Origin of the sequence: Streptomyces sp. NPDC096046 (assembly GCF_040303285.1) — a bacterium.
Classification (GTDB): domain Bacteria; phylum Actinomycetota; class Actinomycetes; order Streptomycetales; family Streptomycetaceae; genus Streptomyces.
Map to the genome: position 1 here is coordinate 14,555 of NZ_JBEOSZ010000063.1, position 22,407 is coordinate 36,961.

Consider the following 22,407-nt stretch of genomic DNA (forward strand, 5'->3'; position numbering starts at 1 on the left):
GGCCAGACTGACTGGGCGGGGTCAATCGTCGACGTCATCAAAGAGGCTGCGGGTGGGTGAAGGCTGCGACTTCGCGGTTTGGCAGTTCTGTCGATTGGTCGAGCTGTACGACGATTCGTCCTCGTCGTCGTATGCAGTCTGGAATATTGAAGTCACCTCGGTCAACGCGCGATCGAAGGCGGCTGAGGCTTGGCGGTCGCTATCGAACAGGTCGCGGTAGGTGCGCAGATCTTCCAGCAAGGGAACGAAAATATCGAACGGGTCGTCACGCCTGGACTCTATCCACTGATCGACTACTGATTGCAGGTTGGGGACAAGCGTCTTTCGTACCTGTTGGACAATGTGCTCCCGCTCGGCTTCGGTCAGCAGGGCCTTCCAATCGGTATCGCGGAGCCATGCGGCCCCGGGTGTATGGAGGGCGAGCTTGGTGACCTGGTCCACGATGCGTCGGTGCTCGTGCGAGCTGACGAGACCGGCTCTTTGCAAGCGGGAAAGGACCTTGGGCTCGTGAGTCGCGTCGAGGAAGGGGCCGAAATTAGTCAGGCGGGTGACGAATTGAGGGTCTTCTCCGGTGTACAGCCGTAGGAAGGCGTCCGAGCAGCGTGTAGCGAAGAATTCGTACCACTGGGCACGGTCGCCGCGGGTTCTCAGATCCGCGTCCAGGAGCCTTCGGATCACCGCAGGATAGAGGTCCGGGGAGACGGGAAGAAGCGTCCCGCGCTGGTCGTCGCTGCCGCAGTCGATACGAGTCACCAGCGTCTGCCAGTCCAGGCCAGTGAGGAAGACCCCAATGAGATTGGGGTTGTCCGCCAATAGTGCGGCGAAGCCTTCTTGCAATGTGGGGTGTTGGAAGGACCACCCCGCTGACGGGCCGTTGGCGACTGGGTCGGTCGGGCGGAGGAAGGTGCCGGTCAATGCTTGTAGTGCGCGGTCGACGCCGCCAGGCGTGCTGCCAAAACGTGTAAGTGGTTGTTGTCATTCCGAATCTGAGGGCAGTGTTTTCGCTGGTCAGGCATAGGGTCGGTGATTCGGTGGGCGTGGTGGCGTGTTGTGTCGTCGCTCCCTGGGAGGTTGCGGATGCCGTCGGTCGTCGGACTGCTGGAACTGCACGAGCTCGCCGCTCGCCGTCGGGTCGACGGGTTGCGTGAGGAAGCCGATCGCATCCAGGCCGAGCTGGCCGCGGCCGAGCAGGAATGGCAGGAATGGGCGATCGCCCGCAGGCGAGTAGGCACGGTCCTGGATCCGGGCGGCGGCAACATCGCTGATCAAGCGGCCGCTCCCGGCCCGCCGGACGCGGACGCGCGCTCGGCGCCCAGGCAGGCGGCGAAACCGAAGTCGCAGGTGCCGGTGTGGCGTGAGGGGCTGGCCTGGTCGGTGCTGTCGGTGGACTATCAGCGCATCCTTGAGGCCCTGGCGGACCGACACCGGCTCCATCAAGGGCCGCTGACCTGCCAGGAGTTGGCCTTGATGTTCGGCCTGGACGCGGTGCCGGCCAAGGTGGAGGCGCTGCGGTCGAAGGCGAAACGCCTGGTCGCGCGGGGCTGGTTGGTCGAGCGGCAGCCGGGCCAGTTCACCCTCGCCCAGGGCCCGGCCGGGCAAGGCGGCGCGTCATGAGCAGGGTCATCGACCAGTAGATCATCGCCTCGGCACTGGCGGTGCGGCGTTCGAAGTCGCGCACCAGACGGCGAGTGCGCATCAGGTGGGCGAAGAACCGCTCGACAATCCACCGCTTGGGCAGCACCACGAAGCCGCGCATGGCCTCGCTGCGTTTCACGATCGCCAGGACCAGCGCGAACGCGGCCAGGCAGTGCTCGACGAGGCTGCCGGTGTAGCCGCCGTCGGCCCAGACCAGTTCCAGCCGGTGGTGCACGTCGGCGACCTGCCCGAGCAGCACCTGGGCGGCGATGCGGTCGCCGGTGTCCGCGGCGGTGACCATCACGCCCAGCAGCAGGCCGAGCGTGTCGACCACGACGTGCCGCTTGCGGCCATTGATCAGCTTGCCGCCGTCGAAGCCACGGCTGTCGACGCCGACGACGGCGTCCGCTTTGACCGACTGCGAGTCGATCACACCGGCCGTCGGCGCCGCGTCGCGGCCCAGCGTTTCGCGGGCCTGTCCGCGCAGCCGGTCATGGAACTCCCTGGCCAGGCCATGGTCGCGCCAGCGGCGGAAGAACGCGTAGATGCGGTCCCACGGCGGAAAGTCGGCGGGCATCGCCCGCCACTTGATGCCGTTGTCCACGAGATACCGGATCGCATCGAGCATGGCCCGGTGGCAATATGCCTCCGGCCGGCCGCCCCGGCCGCGCATCCAGCCCGGCACCGGCAGCAGCGGGCGGACCACGGCCCACTCCGCGTCCGTCATGTCCGTCGGGTAGCGCGGCTGCCGCATCCCGTTGTCGGCGGCGTTTCCGAACCGGTGAGCCAGACAGTCACACTCCCAGGTGACCGCGCTGGACTGCCCGGCCATCGGCACGCAAGACTGCTGCACCAGGGCCTCCTGCTGCTCGGTGATTCGACACCAACGAGCTGTTCAGGAGGCCCTGTTCATATGCGTCCAGCGCCCCGCGACCACCCGATCGGGACTACCGTTCGACCGCGCATCTCTCAAGATCGGTACGACAACAGCTACTAATAACTTCTCGCTGGAAGTTGTCCAGGCTCAGCGGGGCTGGCAGGTACTCGTCGGCCTGGTAAGTCAGGGCAAGGGCAGCCTTCTCATCTGGTCCAAGTCCGGAGTAGACGTCGCAGAGGAAATCGGTTGGGCGGGCCATGAAAGCGGTGACGCCGCTGGTGGTGAGTTCAAGTTGCTCGGTGAAGGCTTGCTGGCCCAAGCGCCGGGCCACCTCGGGGTAAAAGGGCTCGGTATCGGCCGCCGCTTTCAGATGCGGTTTCAATCTTGCCCGGACCTCTGGTGGCTGAGCGCCAAGTTTGATGTGGTTGTAGAGGATCTGTTGGCGTTCCTGCGGGGAGAGTCGGGCGACGTCGACGACGACTCGCTGTTCCTGCCGGAGGGGGTAGGCGTATTCCTTCAGGTAGGGGCGTGCGTCGCGGTAGATGTAGTCGCGTGAGGTGAGGACGACTTTGGCTCCGCTGTGGACGGCGGTCATGACGTGTCGCATGTGGCGGGACCAACTGTCGGTGAGCTGCTGTTCGTGGCGTACGGCGCCGAAGGCGTCGTCGATCCAGAAGAACTGGTTCGGCTCGTCGGGGTTCCAGTGGCGTATGAGTCCGTCGGCGTCATGGGCGTTGACGGTGAGGCAGCCCCAGGCGTCGAGAGCGGTCATGGCCAAGGTCGCGGCGATGACAGATTTTCCGACGGCAGGCTCGCCGAGGAGCAGGACGAAGCCGTGGTTTTGCACAGCTTGGACGGCATGCCGGTATGCGTCGGTGACCACGAACGTGGCCAGATCGTCTCGCAGGTAGCCGAGCAGGGCCTGTGCTTGGGTGTAGGCGCGTTCGTCGAGGATTTGGGAGAGGTCGCCGAGTCCGTAGACGCGGGGGACGAAAGTCCGTAGGCGCTGGCGGCTGGCGATGGTGTCGCAGATCCACTGGCCGTCGAGGACCAGAGGGTACCTGACGCCGGCATCGAGCAGCCGTCGTCGGATGGTGGCTTCCGAAGCGCCGCTGACCCGCGCGTTGGTGAGCAGGACGTAACTGCCGCACAGGCCCCGTTCCACCAGAGCCTGGACTTTGGCGAACTCGTCGTCGCGATCCGACGGCGCGAGGGTGGTGTCGGCTTTCTTGGTGTGTTTGCACTGCAGGACGAACGGGCCGTCGGGGATGTCCTGGACGCCGATCGGGTCCGGTGGCTGTTGCCACGTGCCGTGGAAGGCGCCGTCGCGTCCGCCGTCGTTGGAGTCGGCGAAGGTGTGGACGGACTGTGCCCACACTTCGCGGAGTACGGCTGCGCACAGGTCCTGGAATGCGCGCCAGCCCAGGGTGTGCAGGGCGAAGTTGGGGGAGCCCGGTGCTGCGACGGTGCCTTTGCGGGGGTGGTCGGTCACTGTGGCTGGTCCTCGGCGGGGCAGTTGTGGGGGAAGCGGACGGGGCGTTTGAGGTTGTTGCCGTGGGTCCAGGGCAGGGCGCCGTCGTGCTGGAGGCGGCCGACGACGATGCCGACGGCGATGCCGGCCTGGCGGGCGAAGGCTTTGACGTTGTCGAAGGGCATGGGTCTGCGGGCGAGGCGTCGGTATGCGGCGTTGTGCTCGGGTGGGATGAGGGTCTGGGCCGCGAAGGTGTCGGCTTCTTCTTCGCTGCGGTCGCCTTCGGGGGTGCGTTCGTCGGCGCGGTCGGTGTTGTCGAGGAAGGTCAGTCTCTTGCCATGCAGGAGGGTGTGGCCGATCTCGTGGAAGACGGTGAACCAGAAGTGGTCGTCTTTTTTGAACCGGTCGCTGAGGGCGATGCCGACCTTGTCGGGGGTGAGCCAGCGGGTGACGCCGGAGACGCTGGTCAGGGGAGGGGCGGGGAGGAAGACGACGGCGACGCCGGCCTGGGCGCATAGATGGGTGATGCGGTTGGGCCAGGTTGCCGGGTCGTCCAGGGTGAGGGCGCGCAGGCTGGGCAGGAGGGCGGTGAGGGCGGCGCGGTCGAACGGCTGGCAGGGCAGTGCGCGGGCTTTGAGTTCTGCCTGGCGCAGCCATACCGCGGTGGCGTAGTCGTCGGTCTTCAAGACGGTGGAGCGGCGGAAGGCGGTGCGGTAGCTGCGCCAGAGGTCTTCGGCGACGCCTGGGTCGGCGACGCCGAAGAACGCCAGCAGACGCTGGAGGTTGTCCGTGCTCCTGTCTTTGTTCGGCAGGATGCTGCGCTTGACGAGGTCGGTCAGTGAGAAGTTGTCGAGCCAGTCGATGCGCTTGCTGAGCTGCTGGAGTTCCTGCTGGCGGGTGACGTGGGTACGCCAGGCGGCTTCCAGCTGGTTCCACATTGAGGCCGGGATGCCGGTGGCGCGCTCGAGGAGTAGCGCGGTCTCGGGGGTGAGGACCGCGGTGCCCTGGACGATCTGGTTGATGTGCTTGGTGGACAGGCCGGTTCGCCGGGCGAGGTCGGCCTGAGGGATGCCGAGTGCTTCCAGCTGTTCTTTGAGGGTCTCGCCGGGTGGCTGGGCGGAGTCGGGCGCGTAGAAGAAGGGCGGGGCGGGAGGCGGGGTCACGGGTGGTGCCTCTCTGAGGTCGGGGAGGCGGGGGTGGCGGGGGCGGTCATCGCGTGATGGCGATCGCGGTGACTATCAGGGCGCGTACGGAGTGTTCGTCAAGGGTGCCGTCACGGTGGGCGGCGGGCGGGTCGTCGCGGGGGCGTACGACGAGGTGGCCGTGGTTTCCGAGCGAGACGATCCGGCTGACGCCGTTGTCGGCCGGATCGGGCCGTAGCCGGGCGGCCGCGAGGCGATGCAGGTCGGCCAGGTGGTCGGCGGCGGCCATCTGGCCGAGGCGTCTGTGGAGCGTGGCGGCGGCCTCCGGCCCGAAGCGGGCCCGGCGGGCCGCGTCGCTGTTGCAGACGCGGGCGAGCTCCGCGTCGTCGAAGGCGATATTCACCGGCAGCCCCAGAAACCTCTTGCGTATACCTGTTGCTTCCATGCTACTCTCTCGATCAAGGAAAGTTTCATTGGCTTGCTAGGTGCATGAAACTTCGCGCGCGATGGAGCAACTTTGCAGGTCAGATCGATCCCTCTTGAAGGAGGTACGTCATGCCCGGCAAGGCCAGTAAGACGAGTGGGTCTGGTGGGAAGCGTGGTCGCAGTGCGGTCACGGGTCGGTTCGTGAAGCAGTCGACGGTGCGTAGGCACCCGTCAACGACGGTGAACGAGCGCGCGTCGCGCGGCTCGAAGAAGAGCAAGTGGGCGGGCTTCGGGCCCGCCTTTCGCATATCCCGGCCCGCTGAGGCGGGCCGGAGGAAGGGGAGGTGGTCGTCATGACGACGGCAGACATCCAGCACGAGGAGATCGGCGGCAAGACAGTGACCGTCACGGTGGACGGCGAGCCGGTCGAGGTGCCGAAGCGCACGACGCCGAACGCGGTCCTGGGCCTGGTCGGCATCGACGTGGCCGCGCACTACCTGGTCCGGTCACCGGCAGGCGTCAGCACTCGTTCGCCGGCCGTGGGGAGGATGAGATCACGGTGGTGCACGAGCGGGAGGCGTTCGTGCCGATCTTCACCGGCCCGATGGTGGCGGCATTGTCAGTGACGCGTGATACATCTGGCCTGAAGTGAACTTGTCTGCTTTTCCCGCTAGTTGATCAATATCAAGTGAAGAGGTAGGACATGGTCGAGACGGAACTGCCCGGGCAGGGGGTGGTGTTCTGGCCGGTGGGCACGGGCGACTCCACCACGATCGTGCTGGGCGACAACCTGGTCATGCAGGTGGACCTGCGGGACATGAAGGCCGCCGACGAGGACGACGCGGTGGTCGCCGCCGTCATCGACCGCCTGGAGGAGACCCTCCCGCGACCCGACGGTACTACGCCCTACCTGGCGGTCTTCGCCCTGACCCACGCCGACTCGGACCACTGCTGCGGCTTCGGCGACCTTCTGGAGAGCTCCATTCTGATCGGGGAGATCTGGGCGACGCCCCGGCTGTGGCGCGAACTGTCCGAGGACAAGCCGATGTGCGAGGACGCACAGCGCTTCCAGGACGAGGTCGAGCGACGCGTGGACGCCACCCTTAAGGCCGTCAAGGACGGCAAGGAGCCGGCCAGCGGAGACCGGGTGCGCATCATCGGCTACGACGAGGACCGCGAACTGCACTCCTACGCCGAACTGCCCGACGAGTACTTCACCTTCCCCGGTGACGTGATCGCCAAGATCGACGGCCAGGACGTCGAGGACCGGTTCGAGGCGTTCGTCCACGCACCGTTCAAGGACCACTGCGCCGGCGACCGCAACGACACGTCCCTGGCCCTGCAGGTACAGCTGAAGGCCAGTGACGGCACAGTCGGCCGACTGCTGTTCCTGGGCGACCTCGCTTACCCCATCATCAAGATGATCTTCGAGAACAGTGAAGCCGCAGGCAACTCGGACCGGGTGGAATGGGACGTGCTGCTCTCCCCGCACCACTGCTCGAAGAAGGCCATGTACGCCGAGGGCGAGGACGGCGAGGAGGAGCTCAAGCAGGATCTTCTCGACCTGCTCCAGGCGCATGCCAGTCCGGACGCCCGGGTGATCGCCAGCTCGTTGCCCTTCCGCGAGAAGGACGAGAAGGGCAACAACCCGCCGCACCTGCTGGCCCGGGACGCCTACGCGTCGATCACCGACTACGAGGTGCTGTGCACGGGGGAGCACCCCTCCAAGGAGGAACCCCGTCCGGTGGTCTTCGCCCTGGAGCCGGGCCTGGGCCTCGAACTGGTGGACGTCGCCGACCTGGAGAACAAGGCCCGGATGCTGGAGGCCGCGGGCGGGGGACGTCGGCTGCTGGCCGCACTGGGTGCCTCCCGCTACCCGGCCGCGGCCTTCGCTGCCGGTTCCGGCCTGCCGCACCCGCGGGGTACGGACGCCGCGCGCGCCGGTGTGCAGCAGGCCAGGGGCGACAAGGCCGAGCCCGCGGTACAGATCGGATTCGGTGCCGCGTGAAGGACAGCACCACCCTGGAACTCACCGAGGGCCAGCAGCTCGCCCTCGACCAGCTGCACCGGATCGTCCAGGCATCTCGAGGATCGGTGGCGGCCACCCACGTGGCCGCCACAGTCGACGGGTACGTCGAGGCACGCGTCAGCGTCGGCTGCGCCAACCTGCCGCCCACCCAGGACGGCCTGCGGCTGCGCAGCGTCGAGGCGGTCACCCTGCGGATCCCTCCGAACTTCCCCTTCACCGCCCCCAGCGTGCAAACCCGCCACACCCGCTTCGCCGGCGCCCCGCACGTCAACTGGGGCCGCCACCTGTGCCTGTACCGCTCGACGGCGACCGAGTGGGATCCGGCCGACGGCATGTACGGGTTCATCACCCGCCTCCTGGACTGGTTCGAGGCGGCCGCCGCGGGACAACTGGACCGGCCCGGCGAACCCCTGCACCCCCCGAACGCCCTGACCGACCACACCGCGGGACTCCTCGTGATCCGCCACGACGCGCCCGTCGCACGACCGGACGGGCCGTGGCTGGGCGCCGCCGTACTGCACCAGGTCAACGACATCAGATGCGACGTCGTGGGCTGGCTCGCCGTCGAGGACCCCTGGCCCGACAGCCTGGAACAGTTGTGGGAGAGCGCCGCGCTGCCGGCCGGCGCCCGCGCCTTCCTCGCCCCCGTCGTCGTCACCACGAAGCACCTAACGTTCGAATACCCGCTCACCGCGCGCGAGCTGGTGGAGTCCCTGGCCCGCGACCACATCACGCCGCGCCTGCTGCTGGGGCTGACGGGATTCGTCGCAGGCCACAACCGCACCCTGCTGTGTCCCGACGCCGACGCCACCGCGTCGACCGGGGACGACGAGGACACCCCAGCCGCGCCGGTGCACCTGCTGCTGGGCACCCCCTCGCGGGGTATCGCCGGCGACGGGCCGCGCCGGACGCACCTGGTGGCCTGGCACCTGCCCGACTTCGCCGATCAGGTCGGGCGCCTGGCCGCTGACACTGCCTTCAGCGGCCGCCCGCACCTGGCCGAACTCGGCGACGAGGTCGTCCGGTTCGGCACCGACTGGCTCGACCGCCAGAGCACCCGGTGGATGCGCGTCTACGAAGCCCGGCCCGAGGTCACGGTCCGACGCGACCACGCCAGCCCCGCGGCCTGGCTGCGCGGCAAACGCATCCTCGTCCTGGGCGCGGGCGCCCTGGGAGCACCCGTCGCCGACATGTGCGCCCGCGCCGGAGCCGCGCACCTCACCGTCGCCGACCACGGACTCGTCCACCCCGGAATCCTGGCCCGCCAGCCCTACACGGACGCCGACATCGGCTTTTCCAAGGCGAGGGTCCTGGTCGACCGCCTCAACCGGATCGACCCCCGCACCACCCACGTTGAAGCACTCGTCGGCAACGTCACCACCCGGCTGTCCGGACTCGACCTGCACACCTTCGACCTGATCTGGGACTGCACCGCCAACCGCATCGTCCGCGCCCACCTCGAACGCGCCCGCCGCACCGACACCGCCCCCTGGCCCCACCTGGCCACACTGATGATCGGCCACCACGCCACCCGCGGCATCGCCGCCATCTCACCCCGCGGTGCCACCGGCGGTGGCACGGACGTCCTGCGGCGCACCGCGCTGGCCGCGCACGCCGATGCCACGCGCGCCTTCGACGACCTGCTCGACGACTTCTTCCCCACCACACCCCCGACCGAGCTCTTCCAGCCCGAACCCGGCTGCTCGGACGCCACCTTCACCGGTTCGGCCGCCGACGTCACCGCACTGGCCGGACAACTGGCGACCGGCGTCCTCCACGCCCTGGCCGAACCCGCCGACCGGCACACCATGGCCGTCCTCATCGTCCGCATGCCCACGGGCCCCGCCAGCACCCAGCCGTCCGGGCCGCGCTGGCTGACCTGGCCCAACGACACCCTCGCAACGGACGAGGCCACCGGTTACGACGTGCGCATCAGCCCCGCCGCACTGGCCGAGATGCGCGCGGAAGCCCGCCGCGGCACCCGAGTGCGGGGCTCGCGTGTGGAAACCGGCGGCACCCTGCTCGGCGTCGTCGACGACGCCACCGGCGTGATCTTCATCGACGAGGCCACTGGACCACCGCCCGACTCCCTGCTGACGGAGACCTACTTCCAGCACGGACTGGACGGGATCAGCGCTCACCTGTCGGCCCGCCGGGAGGCCACCGGAAACATCAGCCGCTTCCTGGGCATGTGGCACACCCACCCACACGCAGCCGCGCAGCCCAGTGCCACCGACCGCGCCGCCATGACCAGCCTCACCCTGCCACTTGACGATGCTCCCGCCCGCGCCCTCATCCTCATCGCCGGGGGACCGGAGCACGTCTGGGACAAGTGGCTCGCCACAGGTGAGGGCCCCGACCTCTACGCCCACCTCGCCACCCGCACCACCCCCGCCGCAGCCGGGCCGCCCCCGTCGGCGCCACCCACCCACCTCGGCCCCGTGACGTGGTGGCCCGGCGGCTACGCCACCCGCCCCCACGGCCCGGTTCCCTTCCCACGCAAGGCTCGCCCATGACCCGCACCATCGGCCTCGCCCTGTCCGGCGGAGGATCCCGCGCCGCCGCCTTCCACCTCGGCTGCCTGCGCGCCCTGCACGACCGCGATCTCCTCGACCGCATCCGCGTCGTCTCCGGCATCTCAGGCGGCTCTCTCCTAGCCGCCCTGTGGGCCTACGGCCCCTCAGACTTCACCGACTTCGACGCGCGCACTACCGATCTGCTGCGCTCCGGCCTCCAACTGGACATCGCACGCCAGGCGTTCAAGCCCTCCGCAGCCGTACGCAACCTCACCGCCGCCGCCCGTGCAGGCACCCGCCAACTGTTCGCCCGCCACAGCGGCGTCAGCGTCGCCCGCCCCGCCAACCGCACCGACGCCCTGGCCACCGTCCTCACCCACAAGGCGTTCGGCACCACCACCATGGCAGACGTCACGCACCCCGGCCTCGACGTCGTCCTCACCGCCACCGACCTGGCCACCACCAACGCCGTACGCTTCGGCAGCACCCGCAGCGGCTGCTCCCGCTACGGCACCATCTCCGAACCCATCCACGTCGCCACCGCCGTTGCCGCCTCCGCCGCCTACCCCGCCCTCCTGCCGGCCCTGGAACGCACCTTCACCTTCCAGTACCGCGATGGACACCAGCAGCAGCACACCGTCCTGCTCACCGACGGCGGCGTCTACGACAACCTGGGCCTGTCCGTCCTCGAGCCCGGACGCTCACCGCACCACACCCAGCATGTCTACGACGTGCCCTTCATCATCTCCTGCGACGCCGGCCTGGGTGAACTCACCGTGAAGGCACCGCACTTCATGCTCGGACGCCTCAACCGCTCCTTCGCCACCGTCCACCGCAAGTCCCAGGACTCCGCGCGCTCCCGCCTGCACGAATGGGCGGCGAGCGGACGCATCGACGGCTTCGCCCTCGCGTACCTCGGCATGAAAGACGACCGGCTGCCCGCACCACCCAGCGACCTCGTCCCACGCAGCACCGTCGCCTCATACCCGACCAACTTCGCCGCCATGGCCCGCAGCGACTTCGAGGCCATCACCACCCGCGGCGAACAGCTCATGCGCACTGTCCTGCCGATGTACCTGCGCCCCGCGCACGGCTGAGGCAGCGAAGCTGCGCACCCTCCACTCTTCGCCGGCCGTGTCCCGCCGACGGCTTCATGCCTTGGGCACGAGCGCTTCTGAAGACAGCCCGAATGGGCCGCAACCCGGGGGTGCCGCTCCGCGAGTACAAGCAGTCGTCGTCCTGCCGCGACGGGGCGGTGCCTACCACGCCAGGACGGCGGTGGCGCAGGACGGCTACTTCGGTGTCGACACGCCTACCCGGCCGTGTGGCTACAGACCTGGTTTGCTCACGATCTCGATGAAGGATGGAGTTCTCATGGCATCTCCTACCGCAACGCCTGGCGTATCTGAGGCGTTGTCCCCGTTGGGGCAGCGTTTGCGCGTACTGCTGGGCGCAGAGCGTGTCGTGGATGATCTGCGGCGCTATTTTGGTATCGATTTGCCGCCTGGCGGGCTGGCGTTCACCGGCAGTCGGTTCGAGCATCTGGCGGGTGGGGGAGACCGGTCCGAGGTCGCCGACCGGATCACGGCGGAGGACCTGGTCGCAGTGCAGACCCTGTCGGTCACCGTTCCGGCGCCTGTCGCGCTGGACATTCTGGAGGGCCCTCTCGGCGCGCGGCTGACCGGCCTGCTGCACGCCATACCCAGGGACATCAACATGGTCGACACCGACGCGGATGTGGTGGCCGACGGCTCGCCGGCGGACCAGGCCTGGCATCTCCTGCGCGATCAGCCCGATGTCGGATGGGTGATCGCGGGGAAGCTCCTGGCCCGCAAGCGCCCGCAGCTGCTCCCCGTCTACGACCGCGTCGTCCGCTGCGCTGTCGGCCGACCGCCGTCATTCTGGCTCGCCCTCCACACTGCGCTGCGTGAAGACGGCGCTGCTTTGCACCGCCAACTGCTGGAGCTGCGTCAGGTCGCGGGGGTGCCGGAGACGGTGGGCGCGCTGCGGGTGTGCGACGTGGTGGTGTGGATGGGGCACCGGGCGGAGGGTCACGCCTGTCCTCGTTGACTTCGGCAGCGAGGTTGCTCTTGCGGCGTTCTGGCGTGTGAGGGTGACGGACTTTACCAACCGTCGCTGGGGTGTGTGGGACGTTCGTGTGGAGTGGTCCGGGGACGTAGGGGAGGGGTGTGGACTCGGGGCCGGAGTGCCGCCGGCGGGGCGGTCCTGGGTCTGGAGGGGGCGGCGTGCGGGTGGGTGGTCGGTTGGTGGTGGGCCAGTTACGTGTGCAGGAGATCGTCCGTGCCGGCGGGCAGGTGTCCTACACGGTCGTGGACGCGGACTGCTCGGTGGTAGCGGAGGCGGACGGGTTCCTGCGTACCTGCGCCGCGGGTACGGATCGTACGTACGCGTATGTGCTGGTGGATCATCTGCGGTGGCTGCGGTTCGCGGGCCTGGACACAGGGTCGGTGTCGCCCAAGGACCTGCGGCACTACATGGCGGCACTCGGAGCGGACTATCCCGGGGCGTTCGGGCTGCCGTGGCGGGAGGGGAAACGCCCGTACGGGCACAGCGCGTTGAAGACCGCGGCGGCCTGCCTGAAGGGCTTCTATCTCCACCTGGGCACCCATGGCGTGAACCCGTCGCTGGCGGAGGCGCTGCGTGTGACGCGGCTGCCGACGCGGGCGGATAGGCGGCGGGCGATGCTCGGGCACGTCCTGCACAGCATGCCTGCCAACCCTCTGGCTCCGGCGGAGCGGGTGCGCCGGCATCCGAAGATGCTCCCGGAAGGAGCCCGGGAGCTGATGCTGGGGGCGGTGTCGTGCGCGCGGGACCGAATGGTGGTCACATGGCTGGCCGACGGCGGTTTCCGGATCGGCGAGCTGTGCGGGCTGCGCCTGGTCGACCTGCACCTGCGCGAGCAAGCTGCGTGCGGTCAATGCCGGGGTCCGCACGTGCACATCTGCCACCGCGAGGACAACGCCAACCGGGCCCGGGCCAAGACAAAAACGCCCTGGACCTGGCAGGACAACGCCGTAAGCGGCGGGACGGTACGCCGGGCGAGTCCGGCGATGATCCACGCCTACTTCGAGTACATCACCACCCAGTACCCCGCCCAGACCGTTCACGGCATGCTTCTGGTCAGTCTGCACGGCCCCTCCCGAGGCCAGCCGTGGAGCACCGCCGCGGCCCGCGGCATGCTGCGCCGGGCCGCAGCCCGTGTGGAGATCGGCCGGGTGGTCCCGCACGCCTTCCGGCACAGCTTCGCCACCGCAGTGCTGGACGCCGCACGGGGCAACGCTGTGATCGCGCGTGAGGCCGGCGGCTGGGCCTCGGCCGCGACCGTCGAGCAGGTCTACGGCCACGTAGACGTCCACGACCCGATCTTCACCGCGGCGCTGGAGCAGGTGTGGGGGACACGGCCGTGATCCCGCTGACGCTGCTGCCCGGCCGCACCGACACCACCCGCATCGGCCGCGACCGGCTCGAACTGCTCACAGCCCTCATAGAGGCCCCCGCATTCGACCCGCTCTTCCGCGACACGCTGATCTTTATCCCGCCTCACCACCCGGTCTACGCCTGGCAGTGCGGCGTCGACGGCTGTGAACGCATCCGCCGCGTCAGCCACAACCTGTGCGGTTCCCACTGTCAGGAGTGGGAACAGGCAGAGCGGGCCGGCCAGTCCAAGCGCGCTTTCATGCGCGCCGCAACGCCTCTTCCGGCCGCGCGGGGAGTGGACTACGGGCGCTGCCGGATCTGCCCGGACCGTTCGGCCCTCAGCCCCACGACCCAGTTGTGCCAGCAGCACCAGAACCGCTGGCAGTATGGCTCGGCGGCGCCTGTCGACCGGAACCACCTCGGACGATGGGCTCTGGACCAGCACGCGTTACCCGGCTTCGGCCTCTGCAAGGCCCGCTGCCCGTTCTTGGCCTGCAGCTCGGTGGGATTGTGCATCCAGCACCAGACCCGCTACCAAACCGAGCAGCGTCCGGGAGGAGCCCGGTCGGAACGCATCCACGGCCGCATCGCAGACGGACGCCCGCTCCCCGTGACCTACGACGACGAGTCCGCCTTCCACGCATGGTGTGCCACCACGGAACCTGTGTCACAGCCGGGACTGGTCAACCTCCACCCGCTGCCTCCTCTGCTGCGGGCCGAGATCCAGTGGGGCCTGCACACCCATGCCCAGGCCGCACAGCACTCCGAGTGGACCACCAACGGCATCAGGAATCTCGTCAGACATTGCCAGCGAGGCGGCATCACGTCCCTGATGGACCTGCACGACGAAGGCTACAAAGACCTGACACGCAAGCAGATGGACTCCGAGGTCCGCAAAATCATCTGGGAGATCGTCAACGGTCTGCGCTGTGTCTACTACAGCCCCTCGGACACCAAGGACGCCGGCTTCCTGGAGACCGATCACTTCGGGCGACGCTTCAAGAACGCCCAGAGCCACTTCAACATCACCGCCGTACCGCAGCGGTGGCTGCGCGACCTGCTCTGGGACCACCTCGCCGAGTGGCTCCGTTCCCCCCAGTGTCCCCGTACCCGAGGCCCCTTCGACCAGATGCGCCGCGCCGCCGTCGAACTGGGCGTCTTCCTCCAAGCCGACGCACCCAAAGCAGGCCACGACCCCACCGTGCTACGCCGTGAACACGCCGAGCGGTTCGTCGCCGACCAGCGCCACCGCGCCCGCCACGGCCTGCCGTCCCTGGGCATGGTCCTGGTCGACGGACGATCCCCCACCGTCACCGACCTGACCTGCCAATTCGTCTTCAACCAGGCACGCAAGCTGCTCTACAGCGCCATCACCGCCGGCCACGCCGAACGCCTCGGCATCGACACCGGCTTCCTGACCGCCATCCCCTTCGGCGGCGCCGGCCTCAAGCAGCGCTCCCGCAACCCCTTCAGCGACGACGTCGCCCGCGCGCTGACCGACGAGACCAACCTGCGCCGCCTGGAGGAACTCGACCTCAACGACCGGGGCCTGCGGGACATCTGGGAGACCATCGTCGCCACCGGGCGCCGCTGCAGCGAGGTCGTCGGACTGCGCCTGGACTGCATCGGCCGCTACCGCGGTCTGGCCATGCTGTGGCACGACCAGACCAAGGTCGGCAACTACAACGAGGGCATCCGCATCCCCGAGCCCGTCTACCAGCGCCTCGATGCCCGCCGCACCAAGACCCTCCAGCTCTTCGAAAAGCGCTACGGCCGCACCCCAACAGCCGCTGAACGCCCCGGCCTGGCTTTGTTCCCCTCCCGCATCCGCAACCCCAACGGCCGGCAGCCGATCTCCTACGGACACTTCAACCAGCGCTTCAAGACCTGGATCGACGGTCTCGACCTCGGCGGCGCGTACGTCGCCCACCAGGCCCGCCACACCCTGGCCACCAACCTGCTGCGCGCCGGCGCCACGCTCACCCACATCCGCCGCTACCTCGGCCAGCTGTCCGAACGCATGGCCGAGCACTACGTGAAGATCACCAACAGCGACCTCGAAGACGTCCTGAACACCGTCTGGGTGGCCGGGCCCGGCGCCCCCAACCCAGGCAAACTCCTCTCCGGCGACACCAGCCCCATGGACCGCGAGACAGCCCTCGCCCTGGCCCTGGACCTCTCCCGCCGCAGCACCCCCGCCGACGGCGGATTCTGCACCTACCAACCCGTCGTCGACGGCGGAGCCTGCCCCTGGGAACTCGACTGCGAGAACTGCGACAACTTCGTCCTCTCCGGCGCAGACCTCCTCTACTGGCGCCGCAAAGCCGAACAGTGGCGCTCCATCGCCGAGAACGCCCCCGACGACGCCACCGCCGACTACCTCCACACCGTCTTCGAACCCACCGCCAAGGCGATCAAAGGACTCGAGCAGGCCCTGGCCGCCCTCGGCATCCTCGAAGAAGCCCTCACCCTCGACCTGCGGCGCCCCCAGGACTACTTCCACCGCACCTGGAGCACCGCTTTCCGCGCCCGAGACCTCGCAGCACTGCAGGCCCCCGACGACGCCACAGGGCAGCCATGAGCACTTCCCGCACCGACGCGGCCGTCCGAGCCCGCCGCCAAGCCACCCAAGAGATGCTTCAACGCCTCCAGACCGCCCTGGCGGCCATGGCGCGCGACCATACCGCTGTCACCGTCGCAGCCGTTGCCCGTACCGCCCGCGTCTCACGCACCTTCCTCTATCAAAACCAGCAGGCCAGAGCCCTTATCGAACAGACCACCCGCTCAAGCGCGCCCCATCCCGGCGCGTCCGCCGACGGCCACAGCCGCACTCAGCCAGCCTGGAGAGAACGAGCCCTTAACGCCGAAGAGGCACTCGCCCAGGCCCAGCGCGAGATCCGCACCCAGCGCACCCACATTGCCGAACTCCTTGGCAAGATCCGCGACCTCGAGCACGATCTTCCTGAAGGGTCACTTCAGCGAATCGTCACCGAGAACACCACCCTGAAGCAGCAAGTACGACAGCTCACCCAGGACAAGCAGCACGTGCAAGAGAGGCTGGCCAGTGCCCGCCAGAACAACCGCTTCCTCGACAGACGCACCGCAGACCTTGAAGCCCAGCTCGCTCCGTATGTCACTGCCCCGCATCCGCCATCCCCGTAGGCCACCTGCACAGAGAGCCCTGGTAGCCGGGCGGGGCGGCTTCCCCGCCCCGCTGAAGTAACCCCGAGAGCCATGAGCCACTAGGCGGGCGGGAGGGGGAGACCAAGCGCCCGCCACCCCCAATGCCATCCGTACGCACTTGGTACGCAAAATGAACGCTCCACGACACGGTCGGCACACGCGGTGCAGCAGGTCCGAGCCAGCGGCGGGGGCGGCCGGTCCTGCTCGCAGTCAGGTCCAGCGCATGCCGATGGTGGAGAGCTGTTCCACCCGCTCCGGCGTCAGCGTCGCGGCCCTGCTGCGCTGGTTGCCGATCCAGGCCCCCAGCTTGATATCCAGCGCCTCCTGACTTCCGCCACTGTCGCCACCGCCGACAGTGATCGCTTCCACGTGCTTCCTGGGCACGCGGAGGTGTCCTTCGCGTTCGTAGTACTGCTGGGCGGCGGCGTAGTTGAGTGCCCATTTGTCGGCCTGGCTGGTCCGCGGTTTGGGTTTCTCGTCCTCGCCCGCGGGCTCGATGCCCAGGACGTGCTCGCACATCCACTGCTGGACGCCTGTGAGCTTGTTCCACCTGAGCCGCACTGCCTTGACCCACCGCCCGAGATCGGCGCCTTGGTGCACGATCACGCCCGACTCGGTCGGCAGCGCACCGCCGGCTTCCAGATGCTGTCGGGTGAGGTGGAAGCAGCGTTGCCATTCCACCGGCCAGGTGGGGCACCAGGATGGGTCGATGTCCTCCAGTTGCTCGCGCCGTTCTTCCGACAGGGCGCCGGCCGACGACTGAACGGGCAGGCCTTCGGCACGCCGCTGCTCGTTCTCGGCCGCCCGGCGGGCGGCGGCGCGCGCGTTTTTCAGAAAAATCCCCACCCGATAGCCCTGGTAGGTGGCGTCCAGGGGGGCCAGGAGGTGGCCCGTCTCGGCGGCCCACCCGCGTGCGGCGGCCAGTCCTTCCTCCCAGGCGACGTCGAAGTGTGACCAGACCATGCCCAGCTGCTCCAGCTGCTCGATGCGGTCCTGATCCATGTCCCCGCAGGCGTAGAAGCGTCGGGCGTCGGCGATCCATTGCCCCAGCGGGAACGCGGCGAGGGAGGCCGGCCATCCCTCGCCTTCCGCCTCCTGGTCGCCGCGGCCGGGGACGCGGTAGGTGAATGGGACCTTCAGGTCCCCGTGCTCGCGGACGTAAATGGTGGCGGCTTCGATGCCGCGTCGCCAGTGCTGGTGCTCGGGGTTGAGGACGCGGAGGCTGATGAACGCGGCCAGCTGTGCGGGGTCGCGCGGCGTGGAAAACTTCAGCAGCTCCCGGGCTGGCACCGACACCCGGTCGCTTCGGTCGCTCTCGGCTCCCTCACTTTCCGCCCCGCTGCGGCTTTGAACGCCTCGGACACGGCTTTGTGCCTGTTGCTCGGCGAGCTGTTCCACGACCCGGGTGTCGTGCGCTCTGAGTGCTTCAAGCAGCTTTGCGAGGCCGCCGTACGCCCGCGAGGTGAGCATGCTGTCCGTCGTCTCTCCGGGCCCGAGGAGGACCGGCACGACCAGCGACGCCGTCTTGCCCTCGCCCGGCTGCATCCTCAGCGCACGCCCCACCGCCTGGACCAGGTCCGGCATCGACCCGCGCACGTCGGCGAAGTACACAGAGTCACAGTTGCGGGTGTCGACGCCCTCGCCCAGGACCTTCACGGATCCCAGGTAGCTCTTCTCCACGACCGTGCCGTCCGTGGTGATCCCGTCCGCGAATTCCCCGAGAACCCGCCGCCGGTGGCCTGGCTTGTGGTCGCCGCACAGCCAGTTGGCCCAGATCGTTTTGGGGTACAGCTCGGGGGCGGCGGCGTGCAGCTGCGTGGTGACGTCTGGGAGGCCGGCCGCGAAGGCTTCGGCCTCCTTCACCATGTGGTGGAAGACGAGCGTGCGCCGGAACCCTTCCTCGGCTGACGCCTTCACCAAGGCGGTCTGCAGGGCGGCGAGGCGGGCCCCGCGTACCTGCTCGGAGCGTGCGTCCTCGCCCAGGAGCTGTGCTGCCTGGAGCTGGGTGTCGGTGATGTCCAGGCACACGACCTGGTAGGGGGCACAGATTCCCCTGTCGATGGCCTCCGAGAGCGTCAGCGTGAAACACCTGCTGCCGAAGGGCGAGTTGGCATCGTCCTCCATCGAGGCCACCAGCTCACCTGGTGCGCCCTGTTCGGAGTCCTCGTCGAGCTGCCACAGCCGCGGCGTGGCGGTCATGTAGAGGCGGCGCAGGGCGGGGATGCGGGTGTTGTCGTGGATGACTGCCCAGGGCTTGCCGATCCGGCCGGAACACCTGTGGGCCTCGTCCACGATGATCAGCGACCACCCCGGAAGGCCGGCGGCGTGCGCGCGTTCCAGTGTGCCAAGTCCGAGCGAGGCGTACGTGGCGAACACGGTGACCTTGTCGAGCGGCCGCACCCAGTCGACCAGCTCGTCCGCGTCGGTGGTGTTCGGGAAGGACGCCTCCTCACCCCGCAGGGACGAGACCCCGATCATCGGGCCCGTGCGGCCTCCCTTGCGCCACGCGGCCTCGGTCTGGGCGAGCAGATCCAGCGAGGGCACGAGGACGAGCACACGGGCCGCATTCAGCTCCTCCGCGCTGCGCACGGCGACGAGGGTCTTGCCGGTACCGGTCGCCATGATCACCTGAGTCCGGAGCCCCCGCTCGGGCGTGAGCGCTCGGGCGGGCAGTTCGAGGGCCCGGAGGATCGCGTCGACGGCTTCTCGCTGGTGAGGTCGTAGGTCCACGCCGGCTCCTCCTGTTGGTTGGGGCTATGGACTGTCTGCGTTCAGGTGGCGTTGTAAGCCAGCTCGGCCAGCTGAAGGGCGTCGGCCAGGCTTGTCTCGTCGGTGAGGTCGACGCTGACGCGGTACTCCCGGTGCCCGGTGGTGAGGGTGCGGGCGGACTTGATGCCGAGCTCGTCGAGCTGCTGCTGGCTGTAGCTGAGCCGGAGATTGATGGTGCTGTACTCCGCGTAGACGTAGGCGAAGCCGCCGAACTGGGATCCCTGCCGGCGCAGGCGCAGGTAGCGGCTGTAGTCCAGGGGAGCGTCGGGCAGTGCGTTCTTGCGCTTGATGCCGTAGACACCGACGTTGTCCCACCGGGTCGTCTCTTCGAGAAACCGGACGAACAGGCCGGGAGCCGGGCTGCGGCCCAGCAGCTGTCGCACCGATTCCTGTCCCTCGTCGGCCACTCCCGGAATCCGGGCCGGCAGCGTCCCACCGTCCGGGCCGTCTTCGGTGGCCACCGAAACGGGGCCACGGTATTGGTCTGCCAGCTCCTTCAATACCTGCGAGGCGTCCAGCTCCTCAGGAGTTCCCTCGAACTGGAACACGGTCACCTTCATCAGATCCCCCTCATGTCGGTACCCACGACACTACCATCAGTTATGCATAGCAGTGAAGCTTCTTTGTATAGTTGTTCTGGGTGTTCCCTGGGCGAGCGTGAGACTCGAGGGGTGAGGGCTCCCCGTTCCACCGTTTGCGCACGTCCCGTTCTTGGGGCCTGCGCCCGGTCCAGAGGCCGGTCCGTCGGAATCAGCGCCTCAACTCAAGGGCGGGCGCTTGGTCGCCTCTGCGGCTTGGCAGTTGGTGGCTGTGGAGGGATGGGCCGGGCGAGGAAGTGGTGGGTGGTGTGGGTGCCGAGGGTGAGCAGGACGCGGTAGGTGTTGAGGGCGTAGGGGAGGTATTGGTCGGGGGTGAGGTGGCGGAGTTTGGGGTCGCGGCTGTGGTGGGGGTGGGCGGTCCAGCGGCCGTCCGTCCAGGTGAGGTCGGGGCCGATGATGACGCCGGCGTGGTGGTATTCGAGGCCTTGGGCGCTGTAGATGCAGCCGCTCTGCTGGTGGCCTCCGGTGTGGGTGGTGAGGGGGTCGGCGGCTTTCCAGATCTGTTCCGGGCCGGTCGTGGTGGAGGGGACGGTGATGGCGATGTCGAGGGGGAGGCCGGTGGCGTCGCGGGGGCGGGTGCGCGTCCAGCGCCGGCAGAACCCGGCGACGGTGGCTTGTTCGGTCCACTGCTGCAGTTGGAAGGGGTCGTCGCTGAGGGCCAGGTCGTAGTCGTGACGTCCGGTCCACGGTGTGGGGTTGCCGGACAGGAGGGGGTCCACCCAGGTGGTGCAGGCGGCGGAGCCGTTGCAGCGGAACGAGCCTTTCAGCTCGAGGTGGTAGTGGGCCCGTCCCATGGCCCGGGCGGCAGCGCGCAGTTCGTCCACGGTGGTGCCTTCGCCCGGGCGGATGATCTGGCGTTCGTCGAGGAACACCACGGCCAGCGGCACCTTGCGCAGGACTTCGACCAGGGCAGGTGCCAGCCTGTCGTCCGACCTGGCCATGCGCTGGGCTTCGTCGATGACGGACCCGGCGTGCTGCGCGGTGCCGTACAGGGAGGAGACAGGAGGGAACAGGTTACGGGCGTGCGCCTGTCCGCCGGCGGCTTCAAGCAGGTGGGTGCGCAGGGTTCCTGAGGGCGTGACGAACCGCGGCCGGCTTCCTGGTGACGCATCGAAGCGAGTCATGGACTGACGCCCAGTCACATGTCCTGCGGCTGGAGAGCCCCATGATGCCCCCCACTCCCAAGCGCTGCTCTCTGCACCAGCCATCAGAGATCAGCAGGAAACCTCCAGGGAAAGAGCCTGGCAGGAATCGGGTCCCGTTGCGCCACAGGGCCCACGCCTGCTATAAAAGGCCCGTCAAACCAGTGACTGCGCCGCACCCAGAAAAGCGGAACCACACACCGTCCCTGGACCCACACAGGGAAATGTGCAATGATCTCAAGGAACCAAGAGAACGCACTACGCAGTGACCCGACAGGCATCACCGCAGGCCGGTTGCTATTGACCACAAGCGAGCTGCTCGTGTAGCCTTTAGGGAGTTAAGCGACACCGAAAGGGCTCACACAAGCCAACCTATCTGAGCAGTAATCTGTCTTCACCCCGAAGGGCCACGACCCTTCGGGTTTTCTGTACCCCAAGGAGGAAACAATGCGTAATTATAGAGTCACAATAAGTGGGACAGGCAGGCCAAGTCGCCCCATGCAGGCCCATGCAAGCTGCAGCTCGACCAAGAGCGAGGGCAATGCTCGAGAAGGTATTTATTAGACGACACCTGACGCCTATCTAATGCCTCACGCCAGTGGGGCATATTTCTTTGCCCAAAAACTCTGATCGAAGGCCCTAACACTTCAAATGAATACACATCCATACACGAGAGGATTCTTAAGAACGATGCAAATCTACTTCGCTTTCCGTGGCTACCTAAAGGTGGCCTTTTGTATTGTCATTGTTGCAGTACTGCTGTGGGCCACCATTACAGGTTACCCCTACGTTCCATTGCTGACCGTCATCCTTCCTTTCTTTTGGGAGACACCGTCATACCTCTCACTAAAGAACGACCTGCGGTGCGCTAATGACCAGGCACTGAAGTATCTCCGAACACGTAGACTTAACAAGGGAGCAAAGCGTAAGGAGTCAGTCACCATTCCAGACTCTATCCGAGACACACTTTGAAGCAAAATCTGGCCGGCGGGCCCACAGCTGACGAACTGCCACCAGAGCCGCCCAGCCCCCACTCCCGCAGCCAGCCTGGCCCGCGCCAGCGGGCCCCAACGGTCCTGGAGGCGCATCGACGACGCGCACCGCCCGCTGTCCGTCGCCGGCGCCCGCGTCGTTCTGGCCGACGGCAGGGTGGCCGCGACCTGGACGGTCGAGGCCGACA

17 protein-coding genes are annotated in these 22,407 nt (G+C 68.0%); 9 read left to right on the forward strand and 8 right to left on the reverse strand.

The window, feature by feature from the left end:
• Window positions 1-21: 21 nt before the first annotated feature.
• Window positions 22-915: a hypothetical protein gene (locus ABTX62_RS34160; RefSeq protein WP_352119813.1), complete on the reverse strand. Its 894-nt coding sequence runs from the start codon at window positions 913-915 to the stop codon at window positions 22-24.
• A 162-nt stretch (window positions 916-1,077) separates the two neighbouring features.
• On the opposite strand from ABTX62_RS34160, the gene ABTX62_RS34165 reads away from it, so the two are divergent.
• Window positions 1,078-1,614 carry a hypothetical protein gene (locus ABTX62_RS34165; protein ID WP_352119814.1) on the forward strand — a complete coding sequence of 179 codons (537 nt, stop codon included), beginning with the start codon at window positions 1,078-1,080 and terminating at the stop codon, window positions 1,612-1,614.
• On the opposite strand, the gene ABTX62_RS34170 is transcribed toward ABTX62_RS34165, so the two are convergent.
• The 4 genes from ABTX62_RS34170 to ABTX62_RS34185 all read right to left on the reverse strand — a co-directional run bounded on the left by ABTX62_RS34170 (window position 1,571) and on the right by ABTX62_RS34185 (window position 5,570).
• Window positions 1,571-2,488: an IS5 family transposase gene (locus ABTX62_RS34170; RefSeq protein ID WP_352119815.1), complete on the reverse strand. Its 918-nt coding sequence runs from the start codon at window positions 2,486-2,488 to the stop codon at window positions 1,571-1,573. The two genes, ABTX62_RS34165 and ABTX62_RS34170, sit on opposite strands and share 44 nt — an antisense overlap.
• 94 nt (window positions 2,489-2,582) lie before the next feature.
• Window positions 2,583-4,004, reverse strand: coding sequence for an nSTAND3 domain-containing NTPase (locus ABTX62_RS34175; protein ID WP_352119816.1), 1,422 nt, complete (start codon window positions 4,002-4,004; stop codon window positions 2,583-2,585).
• A complete protein-coding gene (locus tag ABTX62_RS34180) occupies window positions 4,001-5,146 on the reverse strand; it encodes a helix-turn-helix domain-containing protein (protein WP_352119817.1) in 1,146 nt (381 codons plus the stop codon). The genes ABTX62_RS34175 and ABTX62_RS34180 overlap by 4 nt, the downstream gene beginning before the upstream one ends.
• Window positions 5,147-5,192: 46 nt before the next feature.
• Window positions 5,193-5,570, reverse strand: a complete 378-nt coding sequence (locus tag ABTX62_RS34185; RefSeq protein WP_352119818.1) for a hypothetical protein — start codon at window positions 5,568-5,570, stop codon at window positions 5,193-5,195.
• A gap of 334 nt (window positions 5,571-5,904) precedes the next feature.
• Between ABTX62_RS34185 and ABTX62_RS34190 the strand changes: the two genes are divergently transcribed.
• The 8 genes from ABTX62_RS34190 to ABTX62_RS34225 all read left to right on the forward strand — a co-directional run bounded on the left by ABTX62_RS34190 (window position 5,905) and on the right by ABTX62_RS34225 (window position 16,696).
• The gene (locus tag ABTX62_RS34190; RefSeq protein WP_352119819.1) at window positions 5,905-6,177 is read left to right on the forward strand and encodes a hypothetical protein; all 273 of its coding nucleotides are present in this window, start codon (window positions 5,905-5,907) and stop codon (window positions 6,175-6,177) included.
• 77 nt (window positions 6,178-6,254) lie between these two features.
• Entirely contained in the window at window positions 6,255-7,559 is a 1,305-nt protein-coding gene (gene mblB / locus ABTX62_RS34195) for an anti-phage 6A-MBL system MBL-fold protein (protein WP_352119820.1), read from the forward strand.
• On the forward strand, window positions 7,556-10,096 hold the full coding sequence (gene cap2-3 / locus ABTX62_RS34200; RefSeq protein WP_352119821.1) for an anti-phage 6A-MBL system cap2_3 protein: 2,541 nt from the start codon (window positions 7,556-7,558) through the stop codon (window positions 10,094-10,096). The genes mblB and cap2-3 overlap by 4 nt, the downstream gene beginning before the upstream one ends.
• Window positions 10,093-11,193, forward strand: a complete 1,101-nt coding sequence (locus ABTX62_RS34205; protein WP_352119822.1) for a patatin-like phospholipase family protein — start codon at window positions 10,093-10,095, stop codon at window positions 11,191-11,193. Before cap2-3 ends, ABTX62_RS34205 begins: the two co-directional genes overlap by 4 nt.
• A gap of 337 nt (window positions 11,194-11,530) precedes the next feature.
• On the forward strand, window positions 11,531-12,166 hold the full coding sequence (locus ABTX62_RS34210) for a DUF6308 family protein (protein ID WP_352119823.1): 636 nt from the start codon (window positions 11,531-11,533) through the stop codon (window positions 12,164-12,166).
• Between the two features lie 200 nt (window positions 12,167-12,366).
• Window positions 12,367-13,524, forward strand: a complete 1,158-nt coding sequence (locus ABTX62_RS34215) for a tyrosine-type recombinase/integrase (RefSeq protein ID WP_352119824.1) — start codon at window positions 12,367-12,369, stop codon at window positions 13,522-13,524.
• Window positions 13,506-16,115 (forward strand): tyrosine-type recombinase/integrase, encoded by a 2,610-nt coding sequence (locus ABTX62_RS34220; protein ID WP_352119825.1) that lies wholly within the window; start codon window positions 13,506-13,508, stop codon window positions 16,113-16,115. The genes ABTX62_RS34215 and ABTX62_RS34220 overlap by 19 nt, the downstream gene beginning before the upstream one ends.
• Window positions 16,112-16,696, forward strand: a complete 585-nt coding sequence (locus ABTX62_RS34225; RefSeq protein WP_352119826.1) for a DUF6262 family protein — start codon at window positions 16,112-16,114, stop codon at window positions 16,694-16,696. The genes ABTX62_RS34220 and ABTX62_RS34225 overlap by 4 nt, the downstream gene beginning before the upstream one ends.
• A 231-nt stretch (window positions 16,697-16,927) precedes the next feature.
• Here the strand turns inward: ABTX62_RS34225 and ABTX62_RS34230 are convergent, their stop codons facing one another.
• From ABTX62_RS34230 to ABTX62_RS34240, 3 genes are all read right to left on the reverse strand, one after another.
• Window positions 16,928-19,447, reverse strand: a complete 2,520-nt coding sequence (locus ABTX62_RS34230) for a DEAD/DEAH box helicase (protein ID WP_352119827.1) — start codon at window positions 19,445-19,447, stop codon at window positions 16,928-16,930.
• 41 nt (window positions 19,448-19,488) lie between these two features.
• The gene (locus tag ABTX62_RS34235) at window positions 19,489-20,046 is read right to left on the reverse strand and encodes a hypothetical protein (RefSeq protein ID WP_352119828.1); all 558 of its coding nucleotides are present in this window, start codon (window positions 20,044-20,046) and stop codon (window positions 19,489-19,491) included.
• A gap of 203 nt (window positions 20,047-20,249) precedes the next feature.
• Complete coding sequence (locus ABTX62_RS34240) at window positions 20,250-21,209, reverse strand: DNA/RNA helicase domain-containing protein (RefSeq protein ID WP_352119829.1); 960 nt, start codon at window positions 21,207-21,209, stop codon at window positions 20,250-20,252.
• Window positions 21,210-22,407: the final 1,198 nt, after the last annotated feature.